General features: G+C 59.8%; 18 protein-coding genes and 2 pseudogenes. 10 read left to right on the forward strand and 10 right to left on the reverse strand.

Annotated elements, in window-relative coordinates; all coding sequences use genetic code 11:
- Window positions 1–65: 65 nt before the first annotated feature.
- Window positions 66–296: a hypothetical protein gene (locus ACH196_RS26280; RefSeq protein ID WP_396649881.1), complete on the forward strand. Its 231-nt coding sequence runs from the start codon at window positions 66–68 to the stop codon at window positions 294–296.
- Between the two features lie 112 nt (window positions 297–408).
- A complete protein-coding gene (locus ACH196_RS26285) occupies window positions 409–693 on the forward strand; it encodes a DUF982 domain-containing protein (protein WP_396649882.1) in 285 nt (94 codons plus the stop codon).
- A 29-nt stretch (window positions 694–722) separates the two neighbouring features.
- Here the strand turns inward: ACH196_RS26285 and ACH196_RS26290 are convergent, their stop codons facing one another.
- Window positions 723–1,001: an usg protein gene (locus tag ACH196_RS26290; protein WP_396649883.1), complete on the reverse strand. Its 279-nt coding sequence runs from the start codon at window positions 999–1,001 to the stop codon at window positions 723–725.
- Between the two features lie 18 nt (window positions 1,002–1,019).
- Window positions 1,020–1,466: a hypothetical protein gene (locus ACH196_RS26295; RefSeq protein ID WP_396649884.1), complete on the reverse strand. Its 447-nt coding sequence runs from the start codon at window positions 1,464–1,466 to the stop codon at window positions 1,020–1,022.
- Between the two features lie 243 nt (window positions 1,467–1,709).
- Here ACH196_RS26295 and groES point away from each other — a divergent pair, with 243 nt between their 5' ends.
- From groES to ACH196_RS26310, 3 genes are all read left to right on the forward strand, one after another.
- Window positions 1,710–2,024, forward strand: a complete 315-nt coding sequence (gene groES, locus ACH196_RS26300; RefSeq protein WP_396649885.1) for a co-chaperone GroES — start codon at window positions 1,710–1,712, stop codon at window positions 2,022–2,024.
- Between the two features lie 62 nt (window positions 2,025–2,086).
- Window positions 2,087–3,718, forward strand: coding sequence for a chaperonin GroEL (groL, locus tag ACH196_RS26305; RefSeq protein ID WP_396649886.1), 1,632 nt, complete (start codon window positions 2,087–2,089; stop codon window positions 3,716–3,718).
- 63 nt (window positions 3,719–3,781) lie between these two features.
- Complete coding sequence (locus tag ACH196_RS26310) at window positions 3,782–4,009, forward strand: hypothetical protein (protein WP_396649887.1); 228 nt, start codon at window positions 3,782–3,784, stop codon at window positions 4,007–4,009.
- 435 nt (window positions 4,010–4,444) lie between these two features.
- Here ACH196_RS26310 and ACH196_RS26315 read toward each other — a convergent pair whose 3' ends face one another.
- The gene (locus tag ACH196_RS26315) at window positions 4,445–4,855 is read right to left on the reverse strand and encodes a hypothetical protein (RefSeq protein ID WP_396649888.1); all 411 of its coding nucleotides are present in this window, start codon (window positions 4,853–4,855) and stop codon (window positions 4,445–4,447) included.
- A 42-nt stretch (window positions 4,856–4,897) separates the two neighbouring features.
- The gene (locus ACH196_RS26320; protein ID WP_396649889.1) at window positions 4,898–5,353 is read right to left on the reverse strand and encodes a hypothetical protein; all 456 of its coding nucleotides are present in this window, start codon (window positions 5,351–5,353) and stop codon (window positions 4,898–4,900) included.
- A gap of 83 nt (window positions 5,354–5,436) precedes the next feature.
- Here ACH196_RS26320 and ACH196_RS26325 point away from each other — a divergent pair.
- Together ACH196_RS26325 and ACH196_RS26330 are read left to right on the forward strand one after the other, a co-directional pair.
- A pseudogene (locus ACH196_RS26325) lies at window positions 5,437–6,043 on the forward strand (ATP-binding protein); the annotation flags it as partial.
- Window positions 6,036–6,697: pseudogene (locus tag ACH196_RS26330) on the forward strand (IS3 family transposase); the annotation flags it as partial. The pseudogenes ACH196_RS26325 and ACH196_RS26330, both read left to right, overlap by 8 nt.
- 1 nt (window position 6,698) lies before the next feature.
- Here the strand turns inward: ACH196_RS26330 and ACH196_RS26335 are convergent.
- From ACH196_RS26335 to ehuB, 6 genes are all read right to left on the reverse strand, one after another.
- On the reverse strand, window positions 6,699–7,730 hold the full coding sequence (locus ACH196_RS26335) for a pyridoxal-phosphate dependent enzyme (RefSeq protein ID WP_396649890.1): 1,032 nt from the start codon (window positions 7,728–7,730) through the stop codon (window positions 6,699–6,701).
- A 143-nt stretch (window positions 7,731–7,873) separates the two neighbouring features.
- A complete protein-coding gene (locus tag ACH196_RS26340; RefSeq protein WP_396649891.1) occupies window positions 7,874–8,887 on the reverse strand; it encodes a succinylglutamate desuccinylase/aspartoacylase family protein in 1,014 nt (337 codons plus the stop codon).
- An 11-nt stretch (window positions 8,888–8,898) separates the two neighbouring features.
- Window positions 8,899–9,696 (reverse strand): amino acid ABC transporter ATP-binding protein, encoded by a 798-nt coding sequence (locus ACH196_RS26345; protein ID WP_396649892.1) that lies wholly within the window; start codon window positions 9,694–9,696, stop codon window positions 8,899–8,901.
- 4 nt (window positions 9,697–9,700) lie between these two features.
- On the reverse strand, window positions 9,701–10,360 hold the full coding sequence (locus ACH196_RS26350; RefSeq protein ID WP_396649893.1) for an amino acid ABC transporter permease: 660 nt from the start codon (window positions 10,358–10,360) through the stop codon (window positions 9,701–9,703).
- On the reverse strand, window positions 10,350–11,009 hold the full coding sequence (locus tag ACH196_RS26355) for an amino acid ABC transporter permease (RefSeq protein ID WP_396649894.1): 660 nt from the start codon (window positions 11,007–11,009) through the stop codon (window positions 10,350–10,352). The genes ACH196_RS26350 and ACH196_RS26355 overlap by 11 nt, the downstream gene beginning before the upstream one ends.
- Before the next feature lie 98 nt (window positions 11,010–11,107).
- Window positions 11,108–11,941 carry an ectoine/hydroxyectoine ABC transporter substrate-binding protein EhuB gene (gene ehuB / locus ACH196_RS26360; RefSeq protein ID WP_396649895.1) on the reverse strand — a complete coding sequence of 278 codons (834 nt, stop codon included), beginning with the start codon at window positions 11,939–11,941 and terminating at the stop codon, window positions 11,108–11,110.
- A gap of 228 nt (window positions 11,942–12,169) precedes the next feature.
- Between ehuB and ACH196_RS26365 the strand changes: the two genes are divergently transcribed.
- The 3 genes from ACH196_RS26365 (at window position 12,170) to ACH196_RS26375 (ending at window position 15,015) form a co-directional block, all read left to right on the forward strand.
- Window positions 12,170–12,916 carry a GntR family transcriptional regulator gene (locus ACH196_RS26365; RefSeq protein ID WP_396649896.1) on the forward strand — a complete coding sequence of 249 codons (747 nt, stop codon included), beginning with the start codon at window positions 12,170–12,172 and terminating at the stop codon, window positions 12,914–12,916.
- Window positions 12,916–14,151 (forward strand): M24 family metallopeptidase, encoded by a 1,236-nt coding sequence (locus ACH196_RS26370; protein ID WP_396649897.1) that lies wholly within the window; start codon window positions 12,916–12,918, stop codon window positions 14,149–14,151. The genes ACH196_RS26365 and ACH196_RS26370 overlap by 1 nt, the downstream gene beginning before the upstream one ends.
- Window positions 14,152–14,307: 156 nt before the next feature.
- Window positions 14,308–15,015 carry a winged-helix domain-containing protein gene (locus ACH196_RS26375; RefSeq protein WP_396649898.1) on the forward strand — a complete coding sequence of 236 codons (708 nt, stop codon included), beginning with the start codon at window positions 14,308–14,310 and terminating at the stop codon, window positions 15,013–15,015.
- Window positions 15,016–15,057: the final 42 nt, after the last annotated feature.

The raw sequence follows: 15,057 nt of genomic DNA on the forward strand, positions 1-15,057 counted from the left end.
CAGACATGCGACGTTTCCAAACCTCACGTGCTCGGAATGAGTCGCAAATACTGGGAGGCTGCACGATGGCGATTACACGTGGCGAGATCGTATCCACCCTCGGGCCGGTCGACGACGAAGTCGTCGCAGAGTTGATGGGAACTGGAGCATCGGCCGAGGAACTTAGAGAAGCATGGGCTTGGCTCCATAACGACGAGGCGCTGATGGGTGTGGGGCGCCCGCTGCCTGGAACCCGAGTGGGCAGGTTGATCCAAATGCTGGAGCCGGACGAGGACGAGGCGTCGCGCACCGTCTGAGCCGGCGCATCTTGAACTCGGGCCGCAGGCTGACCACCTCGTTTTGTCGGAAAGGAGCGCTCGCCCTTCAGGTTGCTTCTTCAAGAGACGATCAGAAGTGCTGGAGGAAGTGATGAACGACGTCGCGTTTTCAGAACCCGTCATCCTGCATTTGCCTGGCATCGGCGACCGTAAGGTCGCAACCAGCTTCCAGGCGATCGAATGCCTTCACAACGAATGGCCGCAATGGGCGAGAGGCAGGAGCTGGCGCAGCGCTTACGCAGCCTGTCGCGACGCGCTCGATGGATCGTGTGGGGCCAGGACAGCACGACGAAGCTTCGTCAAAGCCGCAAACCGGGCGGGACTGTTGCCGGGCCGGCGACGAGCGAGCACACCAACTTGGCACCGGCCGGCATAAGGCGAGGCATACGTGGCGGCCCCCTACACTCAGTGAATCGCGATAATGCCGTCCACCGCTTTCCATTCGGACGGCCGGATCAAGCGATAGTGGGCGACGCGCACCGAGTGCAGCGCGCCCTCCAGCGTCTCCTTCCAGTAGTCGAGGAAGCCGCGGAGTTTGGGAAAGTCCGGCGCGAGATCATACTCCTGCCAGACATAAAGCTGCAGCAGGCTCGGATGATCCGGCATGTGGTAGTGAATCTCTGCGGTCGTCAGGCCATAACCCTCCATCTGCATCCGGAACTCCCAGCTTACCACTGCTGCCATTCTAATCCTTTCTCTGCCTCAAGCATCCAGTCTCTGGCGTTCTGACCGGCCCATAACCTCGATGCGGTCTGATAACGTCGCAGCTGGGCCGTCCAGACGCCGCAGTGCGTCCATGATGGAATCGAACGAGATTGGCTGTTTGACGCCGGTTGGCCGCCTCAGCGCCGGCATGGATTCCACCGCGCAGGCGTCCGAAGCCCAAGATGAGAGGATCGCCCTCTTTTCGTTCCGGTCCAGCGCTCCGTCGCGCAGCACGTCGTCAGGATGCTTGTAGTGACGCGCCGGCGACAGCAATCGGTCGAGCGCGAGGTCCTTGGCTTCGGGTGCCAGTGACGGGATGATCATCGAAAATCGATTCGGCCCATCGATATCCTCCTTCCGGTTTGCCGTTCCAAAACTCCGTTCCGTTCTCAATTCGAAGAGCCGTGCATGCCGCATGGCGATCCTTAGATTTTGCTCGACCACGGACAAATTTCAAGCCCATCGGAAAGGCGGAACCAGCAAATAGTTGCATGTTTTCATGATGCTAGCACTCGTATCATTCGAGTGCCAAAAATTTTGCATCAACCTCTTGAAATGCCGAAATCGCAAAACTAGCTCGAGATGCGCGCGATGCCTGATGAAGGGTCGCCGTGCCCCGCACCGAGCCGATATTACCGGCACGCTGCGGAGGAACTTCAAAATCTGTTTGTCCACGAGGAGAACGACATGACGTTCCGTCCATTGCACGACCGTGTCCTAGTCCGCCGCATCGAAGCCGACGAAAAGACGGCTGGCGGCATCATCATCCCTGACACCGCCAAGGAAAAACCGCAGGAGGGCGAGATCATCGCTGTCGGTCCCGGCGCCCGCGATGAAAGCGGCAAGCTTGTCGAACTCGACGTGAAGGCCGGCGACCGCATCCTGTTCGGCAAATGGTCCGGCACCGAGATTAAGCTGAACGGTGAGGATCTCCTCATCATGAAAGAAAGCGATGTGATGGGCGTGATCGACCAGAGCGTCGCGTTCAAGAAGGCCGCGTGAACCGGGCCCAGAAGAAACCAAACAGTCAACGAAAAGCTGCCTAGATTTGAAGGAGTGATCCAATGGCTGCCAAAGAAGTAAAGTTCCACGCAGAGGCCCGCGAAAAGATGCTGCGAGGCGTCGACATCCTCGCGAATGCCGTGAAGGTCACGCTCGGCCCCAAGGGCCGCAATGTCGTGATCGACAAGTCGTTCGGTGCCCCGCGCATCACCAAGGACGGCGTCACCGTCGCCAAGGAGATCGAACTGGAGGATAAGTTCGAGAACATGGGCGCGCAGATGGTCCGCGAGGTCGCGTCCAAGGCCAGCGACAATGCTGGCGACGGCACCACCACGGCGACTGTTCTCGCCCAGGCCATCGTCAAGGAAGGCGCCAAGGCTGTGGCGTCCGGCATGAACCCGATGGATCTGAAACGCGGTATCGACAAGGCGGTGGATGCAGTGGTGGCCGAACTCAAGGCCAACGCCCGCAAGGTCACGCAGAACAATGAGATCGCGCAGGTCGGCACCATCTCGGCCAATGGCGATGCAGAGATCGGCCGTTTCCTGGCCGAAGCTATGGAAAAGGTCGGCAACGAGGGCGTCATCACCGTCGAGGAGGCCAAGACGGCGGAGACCGAGCTTGAAGTGGTCGAGGGCATGCAGTTCGACCGCGGCTATCTCTCGCCCTACTTCATCACCAACCAGGACAAGATGCGCGTTGAGCTCGAAGAGCCCTATGTTCTGATCCACGAGAAGAAGCTTGGCAATTTGCAGGCGATGCTTCCCGTCCTTGAGGCCGTCGTGCAGTCGGGCAAGCCTTTGCTTATCATCGCTGAGGATGTCGAAGGCGAAGCTCTCGCCACGCTGGTGGTCAACAAGCTGCGCGGAGGCCTCAAGGTCGCGGCCGTCAAGGCGCCGGGCTTCGGCGACCGCCGCAAAGCCCTGCTCGGGGACATTGCCATCCTCACCGGCGGCACCGCCATCTCGGAAGACCTCGGCATCAAGCTGGAGAATGTGACGCTGCAGATGCTGGGCCGCGCCATGAAGGTGGTGATCGAGAAGGAGAACACCACCATCGTCGATGGCGTCGGCCGCAAGGAGGAGATTCAGGGCCGCGTCGCGCAGATCAAGGCGCAGATCGAGGAGACCACCTCCGACTACGACCGCGAGAAGCTGCAGGAACGGCTTGCCAAGTTGGCGGGTGGCGTTGCGGTCATCCGCGTAGGCGGCTCGACCGAGGTCGAGGTCAAGGAGCGCAAGGACCGGGTCGACGACGCGCTGCATGCAACCCGCGCGGCGGTCGAGGAAGGCGTTCTTCCCGGCGGCGGCGTCGCCCTTCTGAGGGCTGCGAAGGCGTTGGACCATGTCCAGACCGACAATCCCGACCAGAAGACCGGCGTCGAGATCGTGCGCCGCGCAATCGAGGCGCCGGTGCGCCAGATCGCCGAGAATGCCGGCGCCGAGGGATCGATCATCGTCGGCAAGCTGCGCGAGAAGAGCGAATTCGGTTGGGGCTGGAACGCCCAGACCAACGAGTTCGGCGATCTTTACGCGCAGGGCGTGATCGATCCGGCGAAGGTCGTGCGAACGGCGATCCAGGGCGCTGCCTCGGTCGCGGGCCTGCTCGTCACCACCGAGGCCATGGTAGCCGAGAAGCCCAAGAAGGAAGCCTCCGCCCAGGCCATGCCCGGCGGCGCCGGAATGGACTTCTGAGGCAGCCGAAATCGCCGGCGCCTCCTTGAGAGTCGCGGGCGCATGGAGAGGTTGGAGGCTGACATGAACATCATGCCCGGCATTGGAACGGTCGCGTCGCCGGCGCGTCCGCCGAGCGATTTCCTGGGCCACGAGAGTGAGTGCCGCGACGTGCTGAGGCCCTGGCTCGAGGGCGTGCTCGACATGGCCGAGTCCGCTGGCTGGAACCGGCGAACCGTGGCATCGACGCTGATGTTTCTTGCCGCCCAGCACGTCAGTTCGGCCGGAACTTCAGTAGAGCGCAAAGCGTGAACAAGCCCGAGAGGCGGCCAACCCGATGGCCGCCTCTCGGAAGAAGGGAGAAGAGCTTCGACGAGCCCTTAGTCGATATTGCGCGGTGCGGCCTTGCCGACGCCGAGGCTGCATAGCTCTCTTGCAGCGGAATGCCGAGCCCGCCGCCCGTGACCAGGACACCACCGTGTTTGCCGAACAGTTCGACCGCGGCGCGGATCGTGTTAGCCGGGAGCACGAACGGCTCGGTGACGATGGTGACACCGGAGAGCGCAGCTTCTCGACCGTCTCGTTGGCGCTGGTTACGTTGAGGCAGAGATGGTGGTGGCCGGCATATTTCAGACTGTCGCCCAGGTCGGTATGGAGCCGTACATCGGCAGGCACCGGCTCGCGATCTCGACATGGAATAACCGTCGGCCGGCGCGCCAAATAGGCGAGTTGCTCGTGGGCATAGTCCTATTTGGCGACAACGCGGAAGTCGAGCACATTCAAGCGAAACGCGTTATCGAGGGCCTCGCGGTCCAATCGGCGCGTGGCGCCGCCGACCGCGTAGCGCGACCAATCCCATTCACCGGCACCGGCGCCCTCCATGACCTTGGCCTTGAGATCGTCGTCCAGGTCGTTGTCGTCCAGCATGTTCAGGAATGTCGAGGCCTCATTGCCGAACCAGCCCTTGGCCTTGCGCGCGAGGGCGGCGCAGTTGGCCGGGTTGTTGTCCCTTAGGAACTCGCGCGCGATCTCCGGGTTCAGCAGCGCCTTGTCCGCCAATCGTTCGATGGCCCCCGCCGGCGCGCCGCGTACCGCCCGCCACGCGAACACCTCGGCGATCGACGAGACCAGATACGTCCCGCTGACCTGGCCGCGCATCCACGCGTAGGTCCGGCTTGCATGGCGGCATGAGCCGCGCAATCAGATGCAGCATCTCCGGTGTTGAGCATGTGTGCTCGAGCCGATGGATCGTGCCGCTACGGCCGGACTCGTTTCGTTCCGTTTGCTGAAGGCGTCACGGCGTTGCTGAGCGCCGATGCGGGCCAGGAAGGCAGCCGCCGCCATGACGAGGCTCACGTGGCGGTGCCAGCCATGCCAGGAGCGGGCCTCGCAATGATCGAAGCCGAGATCGTCCTTGGCACGCAGGAAGCATTCCTCGACCGTCCAGCGCAGTCCGGCTGCCGCGGCCAGTTCCGCCAGCGTGGTTTGGGCCGGCGCATAGGCGAAGTAATAGGCGATGGCGTCCGGGTCGCGCACGCTCCTGCGCGCCAGCCAGCGGGCAAAGCCGTCAGCGGCCTGCCAGTTGAGGGGTAGGCGCACCCGTTCATAGAGGCGGGCTCCCTTGGCGCCTGTCGATACCGGCTCAATACTCCCCAAGAAGTGCCGTTTGAATCTTCCCCAGCTTAATGCCTTCGCCGGTCTTCCGGAGCGCGCTCCGGGAGACCGGCGGCGTATTCGCCCGCCTGGCCACGACCAAGACGCTGGCCGGCTTCTACTTCTCTTCTTCACGCTCGCCCAGCTCGGCTTCGTCGCCCGCTGCGAGGTCGTCCACTTCCTTGGCCCGCCCGGCACAGGCAAGTGCCATCTGGCCATTGCGCTGGCCGTCGAAGCCGTGAAGGCCGGAAAGGGCGTCTACTTCTGCACGCTTGCCGAACTCATCGCCGCGCTGGCTAGGGCCGAACGTGAAGGCCGTCTGCAGGAGCGCATCCGCTTCTTCTGCCGGCCGGCACTCCTCGTCGTCGACGAAATCGGCTACCTGCCCGTCGTTCCCGGCGGCGGCAATCTGTTCTTCCAACTCGTCAACGCCCGCTATGAGCGGGGCGCCATGATTCTCACTTCCAACCGCGGCTTTGCAGAATGGGGAGAGGTCTTCGGCGATCCCGTCGTCGCAACCGCACTTCTCGCCCGGCTGCTTCACCACGCCGTCATCCAGATCGAGGGCTCGAGCTATCGGCTGCGGCAACAGCCGAACTGATGCCGGAACACCTGCGATCAAAAGCCGCTATCACGCCACCGCCACTCAACACACCATCACGACCTGGCGGCAGCTGCTGGGCGAGGCTTTGATTTCGCGCGTTGCACGGTCGAGCGGCTGATGTCCGACCTCGGCCTGCACGGGGTCATCCGCGGCAAGCCGATCCCTACCACGGTGCAGGACAAGGCGGCGCCATGTCCACGCGACCATGTGAACCGGGTCTTCCATGCCCCGGCCCCGAACAGGCTCTGGCTCTCTGACTTCACCTATGTCGGCACTTGGTCCGGCTTTGTTTACTTTGCCTTCGGCGTCAAATGCCTACGCCCGTCGCATTGTCGGCTGGCGGGTGAGCAGGACCGCTCACGCGAGCTTCGTCCTCGATGCTCTCGAACAGGCGATGCATGAATGGCGGCCTGTTCGTCGCGGCGGTCTGGTGCACCATCCCGACACGGGTCTCAATATGTCAGCATCCGCTATACCGAGCGCTTGGCCGACGCCGGAATCAAGCCTTCCGTTGGCAGTGTGGGCGACAGTTAGGATAACGCACTGGCCGAGATGTCTTCAAGGCCGAGGTCATCCATAGGCGTGGGCCGTGGTGAAGCTTCGAGGCGGTCGAGTTCGCCACCTTGACCTGGGTCGGCTGGTTCAACAATCGCCGGCTGATGGAGCCCCTCGGCAACATCCCGCCAGCCGAGGGTGAGAAACTCTACTACGCCATGCTGGACGAACCAGCCATGGCTGCATAACTCAAACCAAAGGGCCTCCGGCAAACTCGGGGCGGTTCACTTCGCCTCCAAATCCGCGCGCCGTTCCAATCAGAGTGACCGAGGCATCGGCGGGCACCGCACCGGATCGGAGCAGTTGCCTCAGTCCGGTAAGTGTTGCGGCACTCGACAGCTCCAGAAGAATGCCCTGACGCGCCAGCCGCTTCTGATCGTCACGCGCCTCATTTTCGCCGGCCACGACTACGGTTCCCTTGCATTCCCGGAGTGCAGAGATAGCCTGAAACGTCACTGTCGTCCCACCGATTGACGTCAGAGCGGAGTTTCCCGGGAAAGTCTCCCTGTAGTCCGCGCCGGCCAGCACCTTCGAGATACGTTGAAATGGTTCAACCGCATGAACGCGTGGGAGTTTTGAGATGTAACCGCCGGCTCGAAGATCCTTGAAGCCGCGCACAATGCCCCACAGAAGATCTCCACGCGACGTGGGCACGATGATGTCGGTAGTCAACATGCCTCGGTCGAGCCGGAACAGTTCGAAGGCGATCGCACGATAGCCATCGACCCCGAACGGGTTGCTGCCGACGGCGGGGACTCTGAAGTTTGTTGCCGGATACCATTCTCCGGCGCGCACCCGTTGACCCAAGATCGTCCATCGCTGCTCGGCTGTGTCGGTCAGGATCAACGAGGCGCCATGCATTTCGATGGCATGTCGCCAAATTTGTGCGATGTCTCTTGTGGACAGGATCACGCATTTCAACCCGGCATGGGCAGCATAGGCAGCCAGTGAAACACCGGCATTGCCGCTTGACGCTGCGCTGACGGTCGAGGCGCCGACGTCAAGAGCGCGTGCGACGACGAGACGGCTCATCCGATCCTTGTGGGAGCCGGTAGGATTGGCACCTTCATTTTTCAATGCAAGCCGCGAGACGCCGATCTCACTTGCGAGGGCCGCCAGATCAATTAGTGGAGTGTCGCCTTCACCAAGGGTGGGAGCTTCCGTGTAGACCTGCCACTCGTCGGTGCGTTCACTCGTGGGAAACTCGGCGTAGTCGAACATCAGGCTGGTGGGAAACCCCTCATCGAGGCATCGCGGGCACCCCTCAAAATAATCGGCGACCTGGAAGCGCGAACAACACCGCACGCAACGCATACCCACGATACTAGGGTTTATCCTAATGATTTTATTATGCATTCGGTTGTTCACACGATCGCAAGATCCGTCATGATCTTGAACAAACAATCGCCGCGCTGCGTCAACGAGGGAACTCGCCGACACGCCACCAATCCCGAGCTGCGAAAATCTAGCCTCTCCGGTTCATGCATCGGCACATCCGGGAAGTGAATCCATCCAGCCAGTTGCCCCTCATTGACGACCTCGCCGACTTCTGCCGCAGGCTCGAACACGCCCACATTTCGTGCATAGACGAATGCATCGTGGCCCCTAACAGTCATGAATCGCGTCGCGCAGGGCGGTTCGACATGAGCTCCTTGCAAGATGCCCATCTCGTCGAGCAGCCGCCTTATGCCGGACTCCGCCAGCGACAATCCCCTCTTTGAGAGCGTTGCGCCGCCGCCCAGCTCGGTGGTGATGGCCAGCACGCCGCGATCTTGAGCCGCCGCCGCTAACGTTGTTGAGCCGCCCCCGCCAGTGCCGTCGCTTACAAAACTTATCGGTGCACCGAAGATTTGCATCAGCCGGACAAGAGACCGGTGTTCGTTCACATCACGCCCCGGACGCACAAGTGCGCTCGCTATATAGTCGAGCGACCGGCCACCCGAATGCAGGTCGACCACGATGTCGGACATCGGGAGCAGGACGTCAGACACGTAGTGCGCTATCATTTCGGTGGGCGTGCCGTGGGCGCGGCCGGGAAAAGAGCGATTCAAGTTTGCGTCGTCGAGTGGGGAAACGCGGCGGCCGGCTGCCACGGCGGGAAAATTCAAGGCCGGCAGGACGATGACACGTCCCCTGATATCCTGCGAATTCAGACCACGTATCAGGTTGGTCAAAGCGACCTGACCTTCGTATTCGTCGCCATGATTTCCTGCGACAAGGAGCGCCGTCGGACCATCGCCGTTACGGATACAGGCCATCGGTATCGGTATCCAGCCGTAGGCGGAAAGGTCGGTGGAATGCGGCACGCGCATGAAATCCACCTGTTTCCCGTCGGCGTCGAAGTCGATCGGTGTCCAGATGCGCGTCTTGGCGGTCATCTCTGAGCCTCTTAGTGGTTGATCTTGTCAAGGAACGCGCGCGTCCGCGCCTCCCTTGGCGTGGAGAAGAAGGTGCTTGCCGCGGCAACCTCCACGATTGTGCCTTGGTCCATAAAGACGACTGTGTCCGCCATGCGCCGGGCAAATCCCATTTCGTGCGTTACGCACAGCATGGTCATCCCGTCCCTGCCGAGGTCAGTCATCACGTCGACCACCTCCTTGACCATCTCTGGGTCGAGAGCTGATGTCGGCTCGTCGAACAGCATGATGCTCGGTTGGAGGCAAAGCGCGCGGGCTATCGCGACGCGTTGTTGCTGTCCTCCCGATAGCTGGACGGGATATTTGTCTGCTTGCTCCGGTATTTTGACGCGATCAAGCTGATGCAGCGCGATGTCCTCGGCCTCGTGCCGGGATTTTCCAAGGACGCGGCGCAACGCCACGGTGCAGTTGTCCAGAACCGACAGATGTGGGAATAGATTGAACTGCTGGAAGACCATTCCAATCTGACGACGGATGAGAAGCATCTGCTTTCGGCAGGGAACAACCGTCTGTCCATTCACTTCGATCGACCCGCCTTGAAATCGCTCCAGGCCGTTGACACAGCGGATCAGGGTCGACTTTCCGGAGCCTGATGCACCGCAGATCACGATCCGCTCTGACTTGCGGACGCTGAGGTTGATGGACTTCAAGGCATGAAAGCTACCGAACCACTTGTTCAGGGCTACGACGCTTACAACGATGTCATCGTTTTTTTCGTTTGGTGCAGTGTCTGGCGACGTGACGGCGGACGACAGGACTTGAGCAGGCATGGGTTTACCGTGTGAAGGGTGACCGCAGTCGTCGTTCGAGCACGTGCACCAGTTGCGCTGTGATTAGTGCGAGCGCGAGAAAGGCGATGCCCGCCACGATCAACGGCTCGGCATACCGATAGGTGCTGGAAGCGATCTCAAGCGCTTTCCCAAGCATTTCGGGGACGGCGATGACGGCCAGGTAAGGAGTCGCCTTAAGGATCGAGACGAAGTAGTTGCCAATGGGTGCGGCAACGTTGCGCAGCATTTGCGGGGCAATGATCAGCAGCATTGTGTCTCGATCGTTCATTCCGAGCGCTGTCGCCGCCTCACCCTGCCCTTTGGGGATGGAGTCGATACCCGCCTTGAAGACCTCGGCGAGATAGCCGCTGAAATAAATGCTGAGACCAAGCATGCCGACCACCAAAGCCGGCAGGACGACACCATAGTACGGCAGGACATAGTAGAGAAAATAAAGCCATGCCAGCAGAGGCGTCGATCGGATGAAATCGATAACGAACTGCATCGCATATCCTGGCCCGAACCTGGATCGGCGACCGAGCTCGAATCCGAAGCCTAAAGCGACCGCGCCGATGCAACTCGCTATTGTTATTAAGACGGTCGTCCCGGCCACACTCAGGATCGGCGCTATGGTCCATGCGGTGAAGGCGAGGTCAAAGTTCATGGGCCATCCTCCCCGCTATGCCGGTGTGGCGCTCCACCCAGCGGCCCAGCAAGGTGACGGGATAGCAGACCACGAAATAGGAAAGCAGCAGCGCCATATAGATGCCGGCGGGGTTGTATTGGAGTTCAGCCAACTCTTTCGCCCGAAACGTCATGTCGGTGAGCGTCACCAGAGACACGAGAGCGGTTCCCTTGATCAGTTGAATGAGCTGATTGAAAAAGGTCGGCGTCATTCTGCTCAGTGCCTGGGGAAGCTCGACCAACAGAAGGACGTGCGCTTCACGTAGCCCGAGCGCGTCGGCAGCCTCTCTTTGACCCTTGTCCAAGGACTGAAGTCCCGCTCGAACCGCCTGGCTGGCGTAAGCCCCGGCGTTTAACCCGAGGACGAGAGCACTGACAGTGATTGCCGATAGATGAACTCCGATTGCGGGAAGAACGTAGTAGAAGATAAACAGAAGCAGTATTACTGAGGAACTGCGCCAGAATTCGATGATCGTTGTCACAGCCAAATTTGCCGGACCGGTAAAGCGATATTGCATCACTCCGAAGATGAGCGCGAAAGGCACGGCGAAAACCAGACCATAGCCGGTAACGGAGGCCGTGATCCCGAAGCCTTCCAAAATGCCAAGAACGATCTCGATAAAGGACAAGCGAACGTTTCCTGTTGCGCCGATGATGCCGTGCTTCTGTCGGCCTATCGGTCAGCTTCAAAGCTGACGATGGCCGGATGCCGGCGAGCGAGCGCCCCCTAACGTCCCGCGCAGAGTTCCGAACTTTTTACATCGGGCGCGGTTTCCTCTTCACTGAACCCGTGCTTTTCCATAAGCTGCGAGAGCGTGCCATCTGACTTCAACCTGAGCAGACGCTCGTTGTACAGATCCCGCAAATCCTCGTCGCCTTTTCGGAACGCGATTGCGGAGTAACCGTAGTTCTGCTTTCCACCCTCGGCAACCGTCCCGGCGAATGGAAGCGCACGCTCTACATTCGGCACGTTTTGCTCTGACAGGATGCGTGCGACCGTGGGCGCCGAAAACGCGGCGACGTCTATGCGGCCGTTGAGCAGGGCCGCGACATTGGATTGTATGTCAGGAAACAGCATCGTTCGATCTTCCGGAACCCCGGCTGCTAGCGCATTCCTCGCTGTCGTACTTCCGCGCCCGACACCGAACCTGACATCTGGTTTGGCGGCAATTTCCACATAGCTGTGGATGCCCTTTGGATTGCCTTTCGCGACCAGGGCGGCGTCCGCGAGCTTGAGATCCGGGTCGCTGAAAGCGACAAGAGCACACCGTTCCGGTGTTATGTAGAGACCCGCCGCTATAGCGTCGAAGCGGTTAGCCCCCAAGGCAGGAATGAGAGCGCCAAATTCGGTGACAACGAGTTCGACTGTTTCGACGCCAAGCCCTTGGAACGCGGCCTTTACCAGGTCGGGGTGGAAACCGGCCGGCTCTCCATCGGCATCGCGGTAACCCCAGGGCGCGCCGTTCGAAATCCCGATCACAATCGTTTTTTCGCTCAGAATCCGCTCTTTCGTCGACTGGGCGGTTGCCGAGTGCGTGGATATCAAAACCAGGGCAGACAATGCGAACCATCCGGTCCGAGCGCATCTCAAACTTAGTTTCATCCGGCAACTCCTCATCACTGCTGCAACTAGGTATACCCAGTATAATGTCAATGTCAAACTGATATGTGGAAAATATGTAGATTTTGTAAAATAGGCGCTCGTCGCCTTGTGGGGCATCCGCGCATCGCTGTAGACAGAGGGACGAACCAGGTGTAGGTAGACCGGGTATACCAAGAGGAGTTGGCAATGGTTTCGCAGGCTGGCGGGGCTCTCCATGAAACAGTCCGTTTGGAACTGTTGCGCCGAATAGACAGCGGTCAATATGCAGTCGGCGATGCAATTCCGTCGATCCCGGCATTGGTGGAGGAATTTGGCGTCAGCCCCATCACGGTAAAACGTGCCTTGCGGGATTTGCAGCCGGCGGGAGTTCTGCGGACCGTTCCCGGGCTTGGCAGGTTTGTTCGTGAGAGACGCAGATTCATCCGCGACCTCGACTTTTCGCTCACCTCCTTCGACGACGCTATTCGACACGGCCTTTCGCCGTCTATTCAACTGCAGTCTATCACGAGGGAAAAGATAGCCGATCCGACATTCGAGGTCCTTGCCCCGCCAGATTCTCTGATGATGTGCGTGCGCAAGGTTGTCCTCACGGACAACACGCCCATTATGTTTGATACGACCTATTTGCCGCTGACCCTAAGTGACGACACGATTGAGGCGTTCGGCGACCGCTTTGTTGGGGACGTATTGCGCGATCGCGGCACCCAATTCGTCAAGACGCGATTGCTTATTGATGCCGCTCCGGCCTCGGAGAAAGCGCAACAGGCATTTGCGATTCCCAACGGATATCCAACATTGCGACGCCTTTATCAACTGACGACAATCGATCCCGCTTTCTCGGTTTTCGGGGTAGCGGAGTCGCCCTTTGATCGTCTGGCCGTGTCTGTCGAATTGGATGCGACTGACCCAAAATCGAAGGACGAAAACAGGTAGTGGCCGGCGAACGCCGGGAATCCAGGGCCTCTTTAGTGGTCCGCATCGCAACCGAGGAATTACTCATGCCGCCAGCCGATCCGGCCCCCGATGCCCCCGTCGCAGAGCTCAACATGCGCGTGAACACGTTGCGTCGGGAAATGGGTCGCGAGGATATCGGGTTTCTTGTCCTCACGGATCGCAAGAATATCGAATATCTGACCGACTACAAAAGTCTCTCGTGGGGTTACCATTCACGCCCGCTGTTCGTGGTCGTTGACCACCACGATGTAGTGGCAATCGTGAACCGGACTGAAGCCAGGAACCTCGAATCGAAATCTCGTCCGTTCGACGTCGCTTATTATGACGGCTACCTCGCAGAGGGTGCACGGGCGCTCGTTCAGACGCTTGCCGATCGGGACCCTGATGCCACCGAAAGGACGGGTATCGACTATGGTCAGGACATGTTCGGCCGTGGCTCCTTGCAGATCGTCGAGGGGCTGAAAAGCCGCGGCGCCCGGGCACCTCTCGTTGATGGCACAGGCGTGCTTTGGCGCACACGTATGATTAAGTCCCCCTTCGAAGCACAGCTGAAGCGAACCTCGTTTTCGATCGTGAATGCCGCGTTCGACGATGCGGTCGCCGCCGCGTCGCTCGGCGTCTCGGAGATCGAGCTTTGCCGGAACATTCAGTCGCGCATTGTTCTAAACGGTGCCGACAGTTTCGATCCGATCGCGATGACGTTCTGTCGCGGCACATTCAACTACAGCCGACCGCCGACTGATGCGCGATTGCAACCGGGACAATATGTGTGGACCGACTTCCGCTCAACGTATAGCGGCTATCCTGCTGATCGGAACCGCACCGCCCGCGGCGGAGATCCTGAGCCTTGGGAAGTCGACATATACTCAAAGGTTCGCGCCGTAACCGTGGAGTTGGCCAGCGGTATCCGGAGCGGAATGACCTGCGGCGATGTATTCGACAATTATGAACGGCTCTGGGGGGATGCGGGGTTGCCGGCCGCCTATGGTCTGGTGTCACGCATTGGCCATGGCGGCGGGCTCGACGTTACCGAGCCTCCATCGATTTCACGCGGCAATACTGATGTGATAGCTCCGGGGATGATCCTCCACCTGGAGCCAAAGCTGGAACTGGACGGGGCCGTCTTCCAATTCGAGGAAGTTGTTTACATCAAAGATGACGGGGTCGAGTTTCTAAGCTCGCTCTCTCCGGAGCGCGTCCCGGTCATTCGGTAGAGAGTAGATGACCGGCTGAACGATGTCCCAAGCTTCTTCGCACAGCATGTCTCCCCGGACTCATCGGCAATCCGCAACTACGGAACCCTATAGGACAGGCGATCCTCCGAAATTGTGGGGTATGCGTTCTTCGCTACGTCGCACCTTAAACCGACGATGACGATGGTGGTCGGGATCTGCTCTGAGGACCCAGAACTCTATCTTGTCCTCGCCCACATCCTCCAGGGCGAAGGCTACGAAAGCCGATTGATAGCTGATATTCGGGAAATCCAGGAAGCGGCAGAAGAGGCTTCAATCGAGGTCATCATTTTGGACTGCCGGCCCGAAAACAAGCTGGCGGCAGCCTATATCTCATTTAAGCGCGAACGCTCCTTCAGTATTCCCACCATCGCCTTCATCAAGCCAGGCGCCGAGCATCAATACTTCGAGCTGTTGCGATCGGGGATCGAAGCGTGTTTGGTAAGACCGTTGGTTCCCGCACAATTCCTTGATCTCTTGAGAGGAACGGTAAAAAACGGGAAGGCAAAAGGTGCGTCCGAATCGGGGGAAAGGATCTGCTACCAGGATCTGGAAATGCATCTTAAGGATCTGCGTGTCTTTCGAAGTGGTGAGGAAGTCTATCTTAAGCCGATCAGCTTTAATTTGCTGCGTCATTTGCTGGAGAACCCGAACAAAGTCGTCAGCCGGACGGAGCTCATAAGAGCGGCGTGGCCCAGCAACGTTTACGTTGGCGACAGAACGGTTGACGTGCACATGAGCCAGCTGCGCAAGTCGTTAAAAAGTTCAAACGCGGCTGAACTTATCCGTACGGTGCGACTTGGCGGATATGCACTGCGAATGGGTGACAATGCACCGACGAAGTGAGCGCCGCCGACGTTTCTTCAACTGGTTCGCTTTGCAATTAAT

Origin of the sequence: Mesorhizobium sp. IMUNJ 23232, assembly GCF_044326205.1 — a bacterium.
In the GTDB taxonomy this organism is placed as follows: Bacteria; Pseudomonadota; Alphaproteobacteria; order Rhizobiales; family Rhizobiaceae; genus Kumtagia.